Annotated in this window: 12 protein-coding genes; 8 read left to right on the forward strand and 4 right to left on the reverse strand. The window is 70.0% G+C overall.

Going from position 1 to position 17,289, the window contains the following annotated elements:
• Positions 1–192: 192 nt before the first annotated feature.
• The 3 genes from ACLJOK_RS07285 to ACLJOK_RS07295 are packed head-to-tail and all read right to left on the reverse strand — an operon-like array spanning position 193 to position 2,002.
• Complete coding sequence (locus ACLJOK_RS07285) at positions 193–1,392, reverse strand: hypothetical protein (RefSeq protein WP_410817059.1); 1,200 nt, start codon at positions 1,390–1,392, stop codon at positions 193–195.
• Positions 1,393–1,401: 9 nt separating this feature from the next.
• Entirely contained in the window at positions 1,402–1,698 is a 297-nt protein-coding gene (locus ACLJOK_RS07290; protein WP_410817060.1) for a WXG100 family type VII secretion target, read from the reverse strand.
• A complete protein-coding gene (locus tag ACLJOK_RS07295; protein ID WP_410817061.1) occupies positions 1,691–2,002 on the reverse strand; it encodes a hypothetical protein in 312 nt (103 codons plus the stop codon). Before ACLJOK_RS07295 ends, ACLJOK_RS07290 begins: the two co-directional genes overlap by 8 nt.
• A gap of 170 nt (positions 2,003–2,172) precedes the next feature.
• Between ACLJOK_RS07295 and ACLJOK_RS07300 the strand changes: the two genes are divergently transcribed.
• The 6 genes from ACLJOK_RS07300 to ACLJOK_RS07325 all read left to right on the forward strand — a co-directional run bounded on the left by ACLJOK_RS07300 (position 2,173) and on the right by ACLJOK_RS07325 (position 11,889).
• The gene (locus ACLJOK_RS07300; protein WP_410817063.1) at positions 2,173–4,698 is read left to right on the forward strand and encodes a WD40 repeat domain-containing serine/threonine protein kinase; all 2,526 of its coding nucleotides are present in this window, start codon (positions 2,173–2,175) and stop codon (positions 4,696–4,698) included.
• Positions 4,699–4,717: 19 nt separating this feature from the next.
• Entirely contained in the window at positions 4,718–9,019 is a 4,302-nt protein-coding gene (locus tag ACLJOK_RS07305) for an FtsK/SpoIIIE domain-containing protein (RefSeq protein ID WP_410817065.1), read from the forward strand.
• 75 nt (positions 9,020–9,094) lie between these two features.
• On the forward strand, positions 9,095–9,775 hold the full coding sequence (locus tag ACLJOK_RS07310; RefSeq protein ID WP_410817066.1) for an NAD(P)-dependent oxidoreductase: 681 nt from the start codon (positions 9,095–9,097) through the stop codon (positions 9,773–9,775).
• A 4-nt stretch (positions 9,776–9,779) separates the two neighbouring features.
• A complete protein-coding gene (locus ACLJOK_RS07315; protein WP_410817068.1) occupies positions 9,780–10,685 on the forward strand; it encodes a sigma-70 family RNA polymerase sigma factor in 906 nt (301 codons plus the stop codon).
• 221 nt (positions 10,686–10,906) lie between these two features.
• Positions 10,907–11,707: a helix-turn-helix domain-containing protein gene (locus ACLJOK_RS07320; RefSeq protein ID WP_410817069.1), complete on the forward strand. Its 801-nt coding sequence runs from the start codon at positions 10,907–10,909 to the stop codon at positions 11,705–11,707.
• Positions 11,698–11,889: a DUF397 domain-containing protein gene (locus tag ACLJOK_RS07325; protein ID WP_410817071.1), complete on the forward strand. Its 192-nt coding sequence runs from the start codon at positions 11,698–11,700 to the stop codon at positions 11,887–11,889. Before ACLJOK_RS07320 ends, ACLJOK_RS07325 begins: the two co-directional genes overlap by 10 nt.
• Before the next feature lie 84 nt (positions 11,890–11,973).
• Here ACLJOK_RS07325 and ACLJOK_RS07330 read toward each other — a convergent pair whose 3' ends face one another.
• The gene (locus ACLJOK_RS07330) at positions 11,974–14,766 is read right to left on the reverse strand and encodes a M14 family zinc carboxypeptidase (RefSeq protein WP_410817072.1); all 2,793 of its coding nucleotides are present in this window, start codon (positions 14,764–14,766) and stop codon (positions 11,974–11,976) included.
• A 181-nt stretch (positions 14,767–14,947) separates the two neighbouring features.
• Between ACLJOK_RS07330 and ACLJOK_RS07335 the strand changes: the two genes are divergently transcribed.
• A complete protein-coding gene (locus ACLJOK_RS07335) occupies positions 14,948–15,364 on the forward strand; it encodes an effector-associated constant component EACC1 (protein WP_410817073.1) in 417 nt (138 codons plus the stop codon).
• Positions 15,361–17,268, forward strand: coding sequence for a caspase domain-containing protein (locus ACLJOK_RS07340; RefSeq protein ID WP_410817075.1), 1,908 nt, complete (start codon positions 15,361–15,363; stop codon positions 17,266–17,268). Before ACLJOK_RS07335 ends, ACLJOK_RS07340 begins: the two co-directional genes overlap by 4 nt.
• The last annotated feature ends 21 nt before the right edge of the window (positions 17,269–17,289 follow it).

The following is a 17,289-nucleotide window of genomic DNA, read 5'->3' on the forward strand; positions in this document are numbered from 1 at the left end:
TGCCGACGGTCGGCACAGATCCCGGCCAGCCTGCGCCGCGGGGTGCCGGGAGCGCTGTCGTGATCCGGCCCGGTGGATGTCCGCTAGCCGACCCGAGGGGCCGCACCGGCTACAGCGGCGTCGCCCGCAGACCCGAGTGAGATCGTTGGGACTGGCGAGCCGCCGAGGACGATGCAGGCGCGGGGGCTGACCTCAATCCACCACCTCTATTCGGATCGGCGTTCCATCGGGCAGTTTCATGATTTTCTGCCAGATCTGCTTGCCGATATCCACGTTCGTAAGGCCGTGCAGAAGCTTTAGATTGCTGACGTCGTCGGCGCCGCCGAGTTGCAGCTCCCAGACATGGTCGGGATGCTGCAGGCTCAGCCGAGCACTGAGTCTGTTCGCCATCTCCTTGTCGTGAGGCCAGTACTTGTCGAAGATCATCTGCCGAATGCGCGCCTTGTAGTCATCCGTGATCTTCTTGTCCCGGGCGACCGGGTTCGCCTGCTTGAACAGCTTGCCCTCGTCGCTGAGCTTCTTCAGCGCGTTCATCTTGCGGTCGAACTGGGCGCGTGCGTGGAACGGCTCACGCTGCACCGTGATAGTGACCTCGGACAGGTCGTTGTTACGCACCACCGGCTTGGCAGGGGGCTTCTTCGCGGACGGCGTGACGGCAGGCTTCTCTACCGCCCCTTGGACGCGCGCGCCAACCCGCGGCTTGCCCGCACTGCCGCGTCGCGTCGCGCTCCTCGGCGCCCTGCTACGCGTCGGGGCCGGTTCAGTACGCCCGGAGCCCGGCGCTCCCAGCCGCATGCCCGCAGCCTGAACGGCCCTGACGCAGAGGGCGGCGGCAACTTCATACTCATACTTCGCCTGCAGAGCGGAAGCCCGAGCCTTCCGGCGTTCCTCCGCGCAGAGGCGCGCGTTTCGAGCGATAGCGAGAGCCTGCGAGCGGACCGGTTCGCGCAGCGGTGCCGCATAAGACTCGTCCAGTCCATGCCAGACGCCCGGACCGTAGGTGCGCATGCCGGTCAAACCGCAGAACCGCTGAAGCAGGCCCCGGTACTGGCTCTCAGCCGTCATTCCGATTCGGAGTGCACTACGGGACCGCGCCTGCAGCCGAGTCAGCTCCTTGGCGAACGCCGACAGGGCCGCGGCGCAGTCCACGTAGGCGTCGGCCAGGACCTTCGCCTCGCCGGGTAGGCGCCCGAGCTCGCGATCGATCTTCGCGGCGTAGTCGCCCCGCAGCCTCATGGCGCCGCTGTTCGCCGCGACGGACCGGAGCCCTGCCGCGTGCCCGTTGATCTCCTGCGCGCGGCGCTGCGAGGAGGTCGCCATCGCCTGGATCGAGGCCGGGGTGCCAGGGGTCGGATCGCCGTCGTAGATATCGATGGCGTGCCAGTCGTCCATGTCCGGTGATCAGCCGTTGATGCCCCCGGCCAACCTGGCGTCCAAATCTTGGTGCTCGCGTACGACGCCCACCAGGAACGACGACATGCCCTCCAGGCCACCGATCATGTTCTGCGCACCGGTGGTCCACTGCTGGTAGGAGTCCTGGAAACGACCCGAGGCCAGTTGGGTGCGGAATTCGCTGTTGACCAGTTGGTCGATCATCGCCTTCAGGGCGTTCAACTTCTGGGTCATCTCCTCCTGCCCGGCGGTCAGGGTCCGGGCCGCCGACTGGAGGCCCTCATAGCCGACGCTGACGTCACTCATCGCTCTTCCCCTTCGATGGTTGGTTACTCGCTAGTTGATCGCCCAGCGAACTGTCGAGCTGTGCGTGGCTCACCACCACGTCGTCGAGCAGGGACGCTGCGGCACCCACGGAGGCTGCCAGGCCACCCTGGTGTCGGGCCGCGGCCTCGGTGAATCCGTGCAGAGCCTGGTCGACATTCTCAGAGCCGGTCGTGGAAGACGACCCGGTCTGCCGCCGCGACGCCTCCAACTCGGACGTCAGGCTTCTCAGAGCCGCAGCGGCGGCAAGTACCGCGTCCCGATCGAAGCCGAAGCCGGTCGCCATCCCCGTGACCCCCTGAAACCGTGCCAACATCGATCGGGACCAGCCCCGCTGCCCGGTCGGGCGGAAGAACCCGACAGGATGATCAGATCTAATGTGGACGGACATCGGCCCGGTACCGGTCGGAGTATCGTACGCACCGACTGTAGTGGTCGATGGCAAGGAGCGCGAGAGTGCCAGATCCCCAGGCGGAGCAGCGGCTCGTTGCGGGGCGTTACCGGTTGGGGGGCCTTCTCGGTCGCGGCGGCATGGGAGTCGTCTGGCGGGCGACCGACGAGCTGATCGGACGCACCGTCGCGGTCAAGGAGATCCGCGCCCCGATCGGGCTCCCCACCGATGAGCGCCGGCTGTTCGGTGAGCGGGCGCTGCGGGAAGCGCGCACCGCTGGGAGGATCAACCATCCGGCGGTCGTCGCGATCCATGACCTCGTGCCGGCGACCGGCGACGACGAGGCCGTCTACATCGTGACGGAGCTGGTGGACGCTCCCACGCTGGCGGACCTCCTGGATCGGGAGGGAGCGCTGCCACCGGCCCGGGTGATGGCGATCGGCATCCGGATGCTGGACGCACTGAGGGCCGCGCATGCGGTCGGGGTGGTGCATCGCGACGTCAAGCCCGGCAACATCATGGTGCTCCCCGGCGACGAGGTGAAGCTCGTCGACTTCGGGATCGCGCAGGCGGCCGGGGACGCCCGCCTGACCCGGCACGGGATGATGGGCTCGACCGGGTATCTCGCGCCGGAGTTGTTCCACGGCAGCGATCCCACGCCCGCCGCCGATCTGTGGTCGGCCGGGGTGACCCTCGCCCAGGCCGTGAGCGGCGAGCTTCCGTTCGAGCGGGCCTCGACCGCGGCCACTCTGCACGCCGTTCTGTACGGCGACATTCCGACCGTCGACTGCGAGGAACCGTTGTCCACGGTGGTCGCCGGCCTGCTGACCCGCGATGTGGCGCAACGGCTCACCGTCGAGCAGGCTCGTGACCTCCTCGACGTTCCGGTCGCCGCGCGCGCCACCGGTGGACGGGACGACTCCACTCCTGTCGTGTCGGGAGGGCTCGATCGGCCGGCCCCGCCCGGCGGCAGCCCCGCGCCGGAGGGCGAGGCCTGGGAGCGGCATTCCACGACCGTGCAGCCGGCCGGGCCTGCTCCACCCCGCCAACGATCGAGCGCGGCCGGGTCGGGGACGTCGTCGACGGCCGTGAGCTTCCCGGTCGTGGTGCCGGAGAAGGCCCGCAGGGTCAACGTCGCCGCTCGGGTGGTCCTCGTCGGCCTCGTGCTCTGGGCGACAATCCTCCTCACCAACGTGGTGACGACTACCGATACACCCCTGTGGACACTGATTCCCATCCTCGTCGTGGCGGGGGTGGCGGCCGGGTTGGTCGTGCTCAGGGTCGTCGACAGGCCGCACGGGCCGCTACGCGTGGACCCCCGGTCGGTGCGGATGGTCGACGCTCGCGGGGAGACTCATGACCTGCTCTGGGAGCACGTCACCAGCGTCACGGTCGGGCCCGGTGACAGTTCGTCAACCGTCCGCTCCAGGCTCGGCATCGAGCTGACGGGACGCGTACCCGAGGCCACGCTGAGTCGCGCGAGGGCTGTCGGGTTTCTACGAGAGCAGAGCGACAGCGCCCCGGTCTGGATCATCGGCGACCTGAACCTCAGCCCCGCGCACACGGTGCGCACACTGCGCCCCGTCGTCCCGAGTCACGTCCGGATCGTGGGTCCGGCCGGCGAGATCGCGGGCTGGCCTCCGCGGGCCTTCCGGCCCCTCGGCCGTCGTCTGCCGCTGGTGATGCTCTGTTTCGCGCTGCTGGCGGCTCTCGTTCTGAGCGGTCACCTCTACACGTACCGCCAGCAGGCGGCGATGGTGGCGCTCGGGGACGACCGGGTCAGCGCGGTGGCGTTCAGCCCGGACGGCACGATGCTCGCCAGCGCGGACGCCGCGACGTTCAGCATCACGTTCTGGAACGTCGCCGACCACAGGGCCGTCGCCGTCATCCCCGGGCACACCATGAAGATCAACGCACTCACGTTCAGCCCCGACGGACAGACGCTCGCCAGCGGCGGCGAGGACGGTGTCGTCAAGCTCTGGAACGTCGCCACTCGGCAGAACGCCTCCACGCTCGCCTTCGGCGAGACCCAACGGGTCTCCGACGTGCTGTTCACCCCCCAGGGGGCCGGCATCGCGGCCGTCGGCTCCGGCGACGCGAAGGTATGGCCGTCATTGCTCGCCGACAAGCGCGTCGACCTCCCCGATGAAGACAGGTACGTGGAGTCGGCCCGCTTCAGCCAGGATGGCCGGGTGCTGGTGACCCTCGACCGCAAGGGATCAGTGCGGGCCTGGGAGACCGCCAGTGGCCGCAGCGCGGCCCGCATCGACGGACCCATTGCGCCGTGGTCCGAGGTATCCGTCGACGGGGAGGTGCTGATTCACGCCTCGGGGTCGGGCCAGATCCTGGCCACCCTGGCGACTGACGCGGGGCGCCCCAGTGCCACGGCATTCGGGCCGGGCGATCTTTTCGTCACCGCCCGCTGGGACGAGATCCGCGTCTGGCGTACCACTACCGGTCGAACCGTTCACGTCTACAAGGCGGGGTTCTTTCCCACCGACGAGTGGGACTCGGACCTGGTGGCACTGGGGTCACGCGGTGCTGTCGCGGCCGGTGGAGACGAGGGGCTGTGGTTGTGGACGTACGGCTGAGGCAGTTGAGGTGCCAGCGGTGATTGTGCGGATCACCGTGCGGGATGTCGGCACCGGAGTCGCGCATGACGTCGAGGTGACCGCCGCGCCCGCCGCCAGTGTGCGGTCTCTGCTGGCGGCTCTGCCCGGACCCGTGGCGGCCCGCCGCTGCTTCGTCGGGGCCGTCCCGTTGGATCCGGCCGCGAGCCTGGCCGACAGCCCTCTGCTGAATGGCTCGGTGATCAGCGTGGGTGGGCCTGGGCCCGTCGGACGCCTCGTCACGGACGGTGCGGTGGGCGTGCTGGAGGTGATCGACGGCCCCGATGTCGGCCTGGCCGTCGCCCTGCGACCCGGGACCCACTCGGTGGCTCGCAGTGCCTCGGCCGCGCTGCCGCTGCGGGACGCGGACGTCTCCCGCAGCCCGCACGCCCTGCTGGAGGTGTCCGCCGATGGCAGCGTCACGGTCACCGATGGCGGGTCGAGCAACGGCACGTGGGTGGACGGCGCCCGGCTCACCGGCGCGTCCGCGGTGCCGTCGAGCAGCGTGCTCCAGATCGGCGGGAACGATCTGCGGTGGACACCCCTGCCCGCCGGCGCACGACGACTCGTCCGCGCCCCGGATGGTCGGGTCGACTTCGACCGTGCGTTCGCCCGCGCCCCGGTGATCCCCACCATCGAGGTGACAATGCCGGTGCGACCGATGGTCACACGGGGTCCCTTGGCGGCCGGTTTCCTCCTGGGCGGCGCCGGGTCGGTGGGGGCTGCCCTGTTCACCCAGACGCCGATCCTGCTGCTCGGCGCGGCGGTCTCGCTCGCGGGCTTCCTCCTCAACCACTCCGCGCAGGAGAAGCAGGACAGGGAACGCGAGGCAGAGTTCACCAGGGCGAGGAAGATCGTCGAATCGGCGATCGCCGCCCAGGTGAAGGCCGAACGACGGGTGCGGCACGCGCTGGCCCCGAGCCCTGCCGCAATCGTCGACGTGGCCAGTGGCGTGCGACCCGGTCTGTGGACGCGTCGGGCGGGCGGCCCGTACGCGCTGGCGTTGCGAGTCGGTGTCGCCGACGAACCGGCATCGGTGACGGTACGCGGCGAGCCCTGGCCGGGCTTCCGTCCGCCGAAACTGTCGGCTGTCCCGATCACCGTGGACCTGGGCGCCGTCGGTGTGCTCGGTGTGACCGGCGCCGACGGGCCGGTCCACGACGTCCTGTGCTGGTTGCTGATGCAACTGGCCACGCTTCGCGGCCCCGACGATCTGCGGATCGTGCTGCTCAGCGGCGATGAGGCGGGAAGTCTGGCCTGGGCGCGCTGGTTACCGCACCTCGACGCGGGCGGCACCGCGCCCTTTCCGTGCTGGATCGGCAACACCACCGCCACCCGCGCCGACCGCGTACGGGAGTTGCGGACCCTCGTGGCGACACGGCGTGCCGACCGCGGCGCGCAGCAGTTCGAGGACGTGGTCGTCGTCCTCGACGGCGCGTTGGCGCTGCGGGACCTGCCCGGCATGGACGAGGTGTTGCGGGACGGGCCCTCGGTCGGGGTCTACCTCATCTGCGCCGACCGGCACAGCATGAACGAGTGCCGGGGTCTGATCGAGACGTCGGGAGAGTCGGCGCGGCTGACCCGCAGCCCGGACGGCCAGGCGCTGACGGTGCGGGTCGACCGGGTGGACGGGGCAATCGTCGAGCGGCTGGCCCGGGCGTTGGCGCCGATGCGCGACCGGGCGACACTCGGTGCGGCTCAGAACGCCATCCCGGGGGCGGTGCGGCTGCTGGATCTCCTCGGTCTCGGGACGCCCGCCGCCGCCGACGTGCTGGCGCTGTGGGAGCGGGGTCGGGGCCCACGTACCCGTGTGGTGCTCGGTGCGGACGCGACGGGGCCGGTGTACGTCGACCTCGCCGGTCAGGGCCCGCACGCCATGCTGGGTGGCGCGACGGGCGCCGGTAAGAGCGTGTTGCTGCAGACTCTGGTCACCTCGTTGCTGCTGGCGAATCGGCCGGACGAGCTCAACCTGGTGCTCGTCGACTTCAAGGGCGGCAGCGCCTTCCTGCCCTTCGAACGCTGCCCGCACGTGGTGTCCCTCATCCGCTCCACCGGTGAGACTCCCGCCGACGTGTTCGACGACGCGGCGGCGGCCCGGGTGCTCGCCTCCATCCGGGCGGAGGTGAGCCGGCGGGAGTCCCTGCTGGCACGCCATGACGGGGAGATCGACCGGTACTGGCAGAAGCGCCTGGCCGGGGCCGACCTGCCACCGCTGTCGCGGCTGGTGTTGATCTTCGACGAGTTCGGGCGGGTGCTGGATGCCTCGCCCGACTTCGTCAAGGAGTTGGTCAACGTCGCCGCGAAGGGGCGGTCGCTGGGCATGCACCTCGTCCTGGCCACCCAGTCGTTGCAGGGCAAGCTCTCGCCGGAGCTGAAGAACAACGTGTCCCTGCGGGTCAGTCTTCGACAGAACGAGCCTGCGGACAGCACCGAGGTGCTCGGGACACCGGACGCCGCCACCATTCCCGGTGCGCTGCGTGGTCGCGGCATGATCCTCTGTACCACAGCGGAGACCAGGATCCCGCAACCGTTCCAGTCCGGCTATCTCGGCGACCCGCCGGCGGGCGGGGCCGCTCCAGTCACTGCCCGGGCCTTGAATCGGACGGACCTGGGCGCCCCCCGACCCGCCGCTGCCGGGCCGACCGGCGGTGTGGGGCCGAGCGACCTGGTGCTCACCATCGCCGCGATCGAGGATGCTGCCGGTCGGTCCGGCCTGCCGGAGCCCTTTCGGCCGATCCTGCCCCCGCTGCCGGCGACGCTGACGATGGACGAGCTCCCGTCGCTGTGGACGGCCGTCGCGCCGGTGAACGCCGTACCGTTCGGGCTCGCCGACGAGCCCGCCCGCCAGGCGCAACCAGCGGACTTCCTCGACCTCGCCGGAGTCGACCGACTCCTCGTCGCCGGTGGCCCGCAGTCCGGGCGGACGACCTTCGCCCGCACCCTGATCACCGGGCTGGCCGCTCGCTTCCGGCCCGATGAGGCACACGTGTACGTCGTCGAGCGGCACCCGGCGGGCCTGGCCGAGTACGAGGCGTTGCCGCACTGCGGCGGGGTCTTCTCCCCAGCGGAGCCGGACCGGATCCGTCGTCTCGTCACCTGGCTCGACGAGGAGATCCAGCGCCGGACCGCGACCAGACCCCCGCCCGAAGAAGCGCTGCCGCACATCGTGGTCGTCGTGGACGGTTGGGAGCATTTCGAGGACCACGGTGACCCCGCCTTCATCGAGACGTCCCTGGTCGCCACCCTGCGTGGGGTCATCACCGCGGGCGCCCCGCTCGGGGTGCACGTCGTGCCGCTCGGCGGTCAGGACATGCTCACCCACCGGCTGCCGACCCTCTACAACCGGCGGCTGCTCCTGCCGTTCCCCAAGGAGGAGACCCGGCGGATGCAGTTGCAGACCGGCATGGCCAGCCCGCCCGTCCTCCCCGGACGGGCCATCGACGCCGGCAGCGGCCGGCACGTGCAGGTGTGCCTACCGACGCGATCTGGGAACGCCGACGCCGTCGAGCCGCACGACACACCCGCGCACCGGCTGCCCCGGCAGTTCCCAGTCCTGCCCACGCACATCGACCTGGCCACACTCGGGTCGAGCCCCGACACCGCGAGAGCGGACGAGGCGCCGACCGGCTGGATACCGCTGGGCGTCGGCGGCCCGGACAGCACCACAGTGGGCATCGACCTGTTCCACGCCGACTCCCACCTGTTGCTGATCTCCGGTGCTGGTGGCACGGGCCGTACCACTGCGGCGGCCACTGTGGTGCACGCGCTGCGGCGGCGGGGGATCGGCGTGCTCGCCGTCGCCCCGCTCCAGTCCCCATTGCCGAAGATGCTCCCCGACGACGCCGGGCTTCGGGTGCTCACCGGTGTCACGTTCAATGACAGCGACCTGCGCGAGGCCGTCGCGGCGTTCGGCGACGAGCCGTACGCGGTGGTCGTCGACGACCTCGACCGGATCACCGTGCTCCCCAGCGAACAGGGCTTCGCGAGCAGCCCCACATTGCTTGACGACATCAGCAGCCCCGCGGCTCGCGGGCGTCGGGCTCTGGTCGTCACCGCGGACGCCGCCCCCCTGCTGACCGGGTTTCCCAGCCCGCTCACTCGCCTGGTCAACGCGATCGTGATGGCGGGGACACGTCTCGTGCTGGTCCCGGGCAACCGGTCGGCGGCGGTGGCCCACAACATCACTCTCGAACCCGACCAGTACCTCAGCGGTCCGCCCGGTCGGGGCTACCTCGCAGCCGGCCGTACACCGGTGCTGGTGCAGGTGGCAGCGCGATACTCACCCGCACGTCCATCGCCGTGACCTGCGGTTTGTCACAAACGAACAGCGTGGATCGACGTTCCCTTCGACAGGCCACCTCGGAGGGGAGCACACCAGATGCGTATCGTCGTTCTAGGCGCGAACGGAGGCACGGGTCGTCGCCTGGTACAGCAGGCGTTGGATGCCGGCCATGAGGTGCGGGCGGTGACCCGGCAGCCGCAGTCGTTCCCGATCAGCGGCCCCGGCCTGGAGGTCGTGGCTGCCGATGTCACAGTGGACGTTCCGGTGTCCGGGGCCGAAGTGGTGCTGTCGACGCTCGGCGTGCCGTTCACCCGGCAACCGGTGCTGCTCTACAGCCGCAGCACCGCGACGGTCCTGGCCGCGATGCGCCGCCAGAGTGTGCGGAGGCTCGTGGTGGTCAGTTCCAGCGCCACCGAGCCGCATCACCACGCCGAGGGTGGTTTCCTCCTCAACCGCGTCATCCAGCCGTTGGTCACCGCCACCATCGGCAAGACCACCTACGACGACATGCGCGCCATGGAGGCAGTGGTGCGCGACAGCAACCTCGACTGGACGATCGTGCGCCCGTCGGGGCTCTTCGACAGCGACAACGTCACCCGCTACCGGCTCTCCGAGAATCGCTCCGACGGTGTCTTCACCAGCCGAGCGGACCTGGCGGCCTGCCTGTTGGCCCAGGCCACCGACAGGGCCTGGGTCGAGCGGACAGTGGCTGTCACTACCGCGGAGGGCGCTCCGACACTCTGGGCGATGCTGCGGCGGGAAGCGTTCGGGAGATAACGAGATGGACGACCAACAGTGGTTCGCGGAGCAGTTCGCACAGCACCGCCCGCGTCTACGTTCCGTCGCCTACCGGCTGCTGGGGTCACCGACCGAGGTCGACGACGCGCTGCAGGAGGCGTGGTTGCGCACCACGCGCGCCGACCCGGCCACGATCACCAATCCCGTGGCGTGGTTGACCACGCTCGTCGGGCGGGTGTGCATCGACATGCTGCGGGCCCGGCAGGCGCGCCGCGAGTTCTTCGGCGCGACCTGGGAGCCGCTGGTCAGCGAGTACGGTGATCCGGAGGCAGCCAGCCTGCACACCGACGCGGTCGGCATCGCGTTGCTTGTGGTGCTGGACAGCCTCGAGCCTGGCGAGCGGCTCGCGGTGGTGTTGCACGACATGTTCGGTATGCCGTTCGAGCAGGTGGCGGCCGTCGTGGGGCGTACACCAGCGGCCACGAGGCAACTGGCCAGCCGCGCCCGGCGACGACTGCGCGAGCACGCCTCGCAACCCGGGGCAGGCCTGCCCGCCCAGCGACGTGTCGTCGACGCGTTTCTGGCCGCCGCCCGCGCCGGTGACTTCGACGCTCTGCTGGCTCTGCTGGACCCAGACGTGGTGTTCCGTGCCGACCACGGGCGCCGAGCGCGGCTCGCACCCGCTGTGCTCACCGGCGCCCACGCCGTGGCCGCCCGCGCCGCCGACGCGGGGCCACGATTCGCGCGCCTCTGCGCTCCCGCTCTGGTCAACGGGCTCGCTGGCGTCGTCGCCCGCGACCGGAGCGGCAGGCTCGTCGCGGTGGTCGGCGTCGCCATTCGCGGCGATCGCATCGCTGCCATCGACCTGATCCTCGACCCGGACAAGCTCCCGTCGGGACCGATGGTCGGGAGTGCGCCGCATCACCAGATCTTGGACAGTTTCCGTTAAGCGAGAACGGAAACTGTCCAAGATCTACGTCGAAGGGCGGCCAACGGTCCGGTACGGGCTCGTCTGCCGGGGTCTTGGGGCCACACAGGCCGCGTCGTTGGTGACACTCTGCTCAGAGGGCCTTACGCTCGGGAGGCGCTTTGCTCGATCGGGTCTAGCTGACGAACGTTGCGCGCCGTCAGCGGCGTGAGTAGTCGATCTTCCGGGTTGGGGAGCTTTGCATGGCCGACTTACCGCACCCGCTCGCCGCGTTCATCGTGGCCGAGATTCGTCGCGCCCGAGGGGTCGCCGGGATGACTCAGGACGCCTTCGGCCGGGGTGCCGGCTTCAGCGCCTCGCACGTCAGTGCCGTGGAGAGCGAGACGCGGGCGCTGACGTTGGACTTCATCAAGGGCGCCGACCGGGCGTTCAAGAACGGCGGCCTGTTCGAGCGCATGGTGGGCAAGCTCGGTGCCCCATCCTGGTTTCTGCCGTGGTTGGACGCCGAGCGCACGGCGACGCAGCTCAGGTGCTTCCAGCCGAGCCTCGTTCCGGGCCTGCTTCAGACGGAGAGCTACGGCCGCGCCGTCATCCGCTGCAACGACACGCTGAGCGACGACGAGGTCGAGAAGCGGCTCGCCCACCGAATGGACCGGCAGGAGACCCTCACGAAAACGAACGCCCCGCACTTCGTCGCCGTCATCGCCGAGGCGGTGCTCCGCCGCGCCCGCGCGGACTTCCGCGACATCATGGCGGGGCAGATCAAGGAGTTGACCACCCTCGCGGAGCGCCCGAACATCAGCATTCACCTGTTGCCGGACGAGGTCAGCATGCACGTCGGCCTGACCGGGCCGTTCAGCCTGGCCCGGCTGCCCGACCACAAGTGGGTGGCCGAGATGGAGAACCAACTCGGCGGCGTCGTCATCGACCGCGACGACGATGTGGATACCCTCGTGTCGAGGTGGGAGATGGTTCGCAGCGAGGCGCTACCCCGCCGGCAGTCACTGGATCTGATGAAGGAAGTGGTGACGTCATGGACCTGATCGACGCTACGTGGCGCAAGTCCACCCGCAGCGGCTCCGGCGGCGGCAACTGCGTCGAGGTCGCCGACAACCTGCCCGGCATCGTCGGTGTGCGGGACTCGAAGGACCCCGAAGGGCCGTCGCTGGTCTTCGGGCCGGTGGCCTGGCGGGCGTTCGTCACCGAGGTCGCCCAGCGGTCGTAACCGAGCCCCGAACGCGACCGAAGCGCCCGCCCCCAGCCGAGGGGACGGGCGCTTCGCTGTCCGGGGTCCGGGGTCCGGGGTCCGTCAGCCGACCACGGACCGCAGTGGCACCTTGGCGGCGTTCAGCGCGCGTACCAGATCCCTCGCGAACGGGTGTTCGTCCACCTGGAGCCCTTGCGGGTTCGGGATCACGACGTACGCCGAGCCGTTTTTCTCGGACGTCTGCGCGTTGGTGGTGAAGCGTTCGACGATCGCCCGGGTGCGGGATAGGTCGCCGGCCGCCACCTGAATGGTTATCGGCCGCCACCCGCCGCCCAGGTCCGGCGACACCGGCGCGGCCGCGGCGCTGGCGCGCGCCGCGTCGACGCCGGCCGGGCGCCGTGCGTCCGGCGTGGCCGTCGCCGGGTAGAGCAGCGCGTTGGCGACCAGGTGCAGACCATTCTCGTTGTACGCGCGGAAGAGCGGGTTGAACGCGAACAGCACCGCCCGACCGGCGCCGGTCGGCTCGTCGACGACGGCCGCGGTGCCCTTCAGTGTCTCCGCCCCGACGGTGTAACCGTTGGCCCAGAAGGTGTCACCCGTCGGGTAGGTGAGCACGTTAGTCCCGGTGGTGCTCGGGGTGAGGATCGGGTCGCTGTTGTTGAACTCGAAGTCCTCCGCCGGGCGACCCAGCGCCACCGGGCTGTCCTGGTCGACGTCGACGCGCAGGTGCGAGCCGATCACCAGGTAGTCCGCCGGCTTGGTCTTCTCAGTGGTCGAGGTGAGCCCTGCAGCGCGGGCGACCCGGGTGCCCTCGTTGCGCAACCCGAGGTAGGTGTGGCCCTGGCCGATCCAGTCGCGCAGGTTGGCCTGCCCGGCGGCGGTCAGGCCGCCGGTGGCGCTGCTGCCGTCCGGCACCAGCAGCACGGTACGCCCGGTGAACGCCTCGGTGTTGTCGTTGATGTCGGCCGTGGTGACCGGCTTCAGGTCGAGCCCCCACCGCTTGCCGAGCACGTAACGGGCCTCGCCGTGCGAGCCGGAGGTGGTGGAGATGCCGGTGCCCTGGAACAACCCCACGTCGGGCAGGTCGAGGCGGGTGCCGGCGGGCCGACCGCCCGGGGTGAGGGTGACCCCGAGGGACTGGGCCAGCCCGTCCACGGTCCGGCTCACAGTGGCCGCCGGGATGGCGACCCTGCTGGTCGTGAGGTCGCGGACCAGGGGTACGCCACGGCCGAGCAGGCTGAAGGTGAACTCCGCGGCGGCGGCCGAGTCGAGCGGGTACGTGTACGAGCCCCAGGGCCACGCCACACCGGTGCGACCCCCGGAGATCTTGCGGACCAGTTCGGCCCTCGGCCGGACGGTGTCTCCGGTGTAGATGGTGTTGATGCCCATCAGCAGCGGGTTGCTCCAGGACGACACGTCGTAGAAGTACGGGAACGGCACGTACGGGTCCTCGCCCATGATGGCCTGGATCCAGTGCTTCTGCGGCTGGTCCATCGGGATCCAGTACGCGCCCTTGGGCACTGTCACGTTTGTGGCGCTGCGCCCGCCGAAGACCCGCGCGGTGGGCACCCGGGTCGCCTTCTGCACCTCGTACACCTCGACATCCATCCGGCGCAGCCGCTCGACGAGTTGCCGGACGTCGGCGAGCTGCCGGTCGGGCAGCAGGAAGTACGAGCGGATGGTGAGGTCCGGCACCGGGAACTGGACCTCGTTGGTGGGCTGCACCACCTCGTTGGGCTCCAGCGTGCCCGCCCTGCCCTGGGCGAGCGCGTCGGTCCAGATGTCGAAGTAGCCGTCCAGCACCTCGCGCTTGTTCGCGGCGGCCCAGCCGAGCGTCGACCACTGGGTGTGGAACTGCTGCTGGACCCGGTCGGCCACTGCCGACGCGCTGCCCTTCTCGTACGTCATGCCGGCAGCGCCGAAGCCGGTGGTCGGCACCGTGTCGCCGTAGCCCATGAAGAACATGTCGTACGTGTCGTAGTTGAAGTAGCACTCGGTGAAGGCGGTGTCGTCGCAGGCGCCGTTGAAGCCGAAGCCGGCCTTGTTGGCCTCGCCGATGCGGTTGATCCAGTCCACCGCCTCACCGGCGATCTCGTGGTGGATCGGGTCGGCGTTGGGTGGGAAGAAGTACTGCCGGCCGCCCATCTCGTGCGCGTCGATGAAGACCTGCGGCGGGTAGCGGCGCAGCAGTTCGAGCTTGCCGTCGGTCTCCTGCTGGGTGCGGGCGAACCAGTCCCGGTTCAAGTCGAAGCCGAACTCGTTCTGCCGGCGGGTCGCGTCGCGGCCGTCCGGGTTCTGGGTGGGGACGATGATGGTGACCAGGTTGTCGTTGCGCTGGGCGACCGCGCAGGACAGGCCCGCCGCCAACTCGTACAGCGTCTTGAGCGCCGCGTCGGCGCCGCTCTTCTCGCCGCCGTGCACGTTCGCGGTGACCCAGACGATGGCCGGGCTGTCCTTCGCCGTCCGGGCGGCCGTTCGTGCGCTGGTCCGGCGCGGGTCGCGCAGGTCCCGGACGTCGTCGGCGATCTCGCGTAGCGCGGCGGGCCGCACGTGGCGTTCGTTGGACACCACCGCGTACGGCAACGGCTGGCCGAGCACACTTGTGGTCATCACGCCGGTGACGACCCGGTTGGAGGCGCGATCGACGGCCCCGAGGTAGGTCCGGACCTCGTCGTTGGTGACGACCCGCTCCTGCCCCACGCCGAGCGGGAAGCCGAGCACGTTCTCCGGAGTGGGCACCGTGCCCAACCGGGCGGTCGGGTCGTCGCTGCACCGGGAGGGCGGGGCAGCGCTCGCGGCCGGTGTGCCGCCGAGCAGGGGAGTCATGCCGAGCAGGAGCGCGATCGTGGCGGCACGTGCCAGCCGCCTGGCGGGGACCATCCGGAACGGACGCATCGATGGGGCCATGAGTCGTGTTTCCCCTCTCGGGAACAACCTCGCAGTGGCCGGAGCCTATGAACCGGCCGTCATGACGGTCAAGGTCTGATCGGCTTCGGTGGCTTTCCGGGCTGCCCGAAGGTGATGCCGGCTGGCAGGATGAAGGGGTGGGGTCACCCTTCGCCGGAAGGAGAAGACGTTGCCCGCGTCTCAGGAGACGATCACGCTCTCGGTCCATCCGGATCTTCCCTCTGCCGATGCCCGGCGTTCCCTGGCCTCCTGGCTGCGCGCCGAGGATCGGCTCCGCGGGAAGGTGACCGCCGCCCCCGCCGCCGGCTCGACGGTGCCGCCCGACGAGATGTCCACTGGTGCAACGGACGTGTTGTTGGTGGCCGTCGGCAGTGGTGGCGCCGTCATGGTGCTGGTGCAGGCCATTGCCGGCTGGTTGACCCACCGCCGCGAGGACGTGACGGTGAAGCTGACCCTTCCCGGCGGATCGTCGGCCGAGTTGGATGTCCGCCGGGCCCGTGACATGGACCAGGTCACCGCGCTCATCGAGGCTGCCGTACGCGCTCTGGCCGATCACGAACCGTCTGTCGAGACGAACGACCGGTGAGCCGCCCCGACCCGACCAGGTCGACCGCGCTGCTGATCGGCACCGCCACGCACACCCAGCAGACACTGGAGGATCTGCCGGCCGTGCGGGCGAACGTCACCGAGCTGGCCCGACTGGTCACCACCGGGCCGGTCGACCTGGTCGCCGCGGAACGCTGCACCCAACTCCTCGACCTTCCGCACCCCGGGGAGGCGGGGGTGACGATCGCCGAGCGCTGCGGCGAGGCCGAGGACCTGCTCCTGGTCTACTACGCGGGCCACGGGCTCCTCGACGACAACGGCGAGCTGTTTCTCGCCCTCCCGGGCACGAACCCCCGACCGGACTGGCTCAAGTACACGGCGATCCCGTTCAGCTGGATCCGCGACGCGATGCGGGACAGCCCCGCACGAACCCGGGTGCTGGTCCTCGACTGCTGCTTCGCGGGGCGGGCGCTCAACAACATGTCCGCCGCCGACGTGGAGAACGGGCTGGCCGACCGCAGTGAGATCCAGGGGACGTTCACCCTCACCGCGACCTCCGACAACGTCGCCGCCATCGCCCCGGTCGGTGCTGAGCACACGGCGTTCACCGGCGAACTGCTGAACCTGCTACGCAACGGCCCACCGGCGCGCGACGGTCACCCCGAGGGGGAGGACCTCACCCTGAGTGCCGCGTACCGGCACCTGGCCGTGACCCTGCCCAGCCAGGGTCTGCCCCGTCCGCGTCAGCGCAACACCGACCTCGCGGCCGACCTGGTGTTACGTCCGGAGCCTGGCGTCGCACCTCCACCGGTGGACCAGCCGTCGGTCGAGACACCCGCCGCCAACCTGCCCGCACTGACCGCGACCCGGCCAGTGCTCGACACACTTCGTCGACCGCAGAGGCTGTTCCACCCACTGCACCGGGAACTCCTACGGGTGCAACGGAGACGGCTCGCGGTGTCCGTCGGCATCGCCGCCCTCTACACAGTGATCTTGTTGGCGCGGCTCGTCGTTCCCGAGATGACGTCGAGCGGGGGCGGGTGGCCAGGTGCGGGGGTGTTCCTCACGATCCTCGACATCTGCGCCGTGGCCGTCGGTACCGCCCTGGCACTCACCGCCGCTGGCGACGCGCGACAAGGGTTTCCGGGGGACGCAAGGATCAAGTGGGGACTGGCCATCGTCATCTGGGGTGTTGTCGCCGTACTCCTGTTGGTGACGGTGGCCATGCGAGTTCTGGTGCCGCTTCTCGGTGACTACTCGCACCTCGTCGTTCCCTTCGGCGCCTGCGTGATAGCACTCGGCCTGTGGTCGATCGCGGGCCAGAAATCGAGAGACGAACATGGCGTGCTGCGGATGTGGTGGCGCACCCCGTTCGTGGTCGCCGTCGTCTTCGGTGCGATGACCGCGTTGTACGCCACCCCGGACCCGATGCTGGGGGAGACCCGGTTCATCAGGTTGCTCAAGACCCACGCCCTCGGCGAGCTGTGGACGCTTGCCGGCTTCCTCACGATCGGCTTCCTGCTCGTCGTCCAGTTCCAGGACGTCCTGACCGGCCATCTGGCGCTCTCGAAGAGACCGCTCGTCGTCTCGCTCTCCAAGCAGGGCATCGGCATTCAGACCAGAGCTCACAACAGGTTCATCGCCTGGCACCACCTGGACCGGATCTTCGTCGCCGGCAACGTCCTCGTCATCGCCTTCAAACGGGACTATCCCGAGGTGGAGAAGCCGCGCGAGTTCACCTACTCCGCGGAGCTGGGCGGCTTTCCAGTTGCCGACCTCCGGCACTTCCCCCACACCCGGGCGGAGATCCTGCACGCGCTGTCGCACTTCGCAGGTGCCACGCTGCACGGGGTCACCCCGCCCGGCCCGGACGAGGATCGGCTACCCACGCGACCGGACGGAGGCCTGGCCCTGCGGTACAGCGATCGTTGGAGCACCCAGTGACGTGACGGCGGGCCGCCGTCG

It is taken from the genome of Micromonospora sp. 050-3 (genome assembly GCF_046549335.1).
In the GTDB taxonomy this organism is placed as follows: Bacteria; Actinomycetota; Actinomycetes; order Mycobacteriales; family Micromonosporaceae; genus Micromonospora; species Micromonospora trifolii.

Bases quoted from the DNA above. Each gene is read 5' to 3' on its own strand.
- ACLJOK_RS07285 (WP_410817059.1), bottom strand. From the start codon at position 1,392: ATGGACGACTGGCACGCCATCGATATCTACGACGGCGATCCGACCCCT.
- ACLJOK_RS07290 (WP_410817060.1), bottom strand. From the start codon at position 1,698: ATGAGTGACGTCAGCGTCGGCTATGAGGGCCTCCAGTCGGCGGCCCGG.
- ACLJOK_RS07295 (WP_410817061.1), bottom strand. From the start codon at position 2,002: ATGGCGACCGGCTTCGGCTTCGATCGGGACGCGGTACTTGCCGCCGCT.
- ACLJOK_RS07310 (WP_410817066.1), top strand. From the start codon at position 9,095: ATGCGTATCGTCGTTCTAGGCGCGAACGGAGGCACGGGTCGTCGCCTG.
- ACLJOK_RS07315 (WP_410817068.1), top strand. From the start codon at position 9,780: ATGGACGACCAACAGTGGTTCGCGGAGCAGTTCGCACAGCACCGCCCG.
- ACLJOK_RS07320 (WP_410817069.1), top strand. From the start codon at position 10,907: ATGGCCGACTTACCGCACCCGCTCGCCGCGTTCATCGTGGCCGAGATT.
- ACLJOK_RS07325 (WP_410817071.1), top strand. From the start codon at position 11,698: ATGGACCTGATCGACGCTACGTGGCGCAAGTCCACCCGCAGCGGCTCC.
- ACLJOK_RS07330 (WP_410817072.1), bottom strand. From the start codon at position 14,766: ATGCGTCCGTTCCGGATGGTCCCCGCCAGGCGGCTGGCACGTGCCGCC.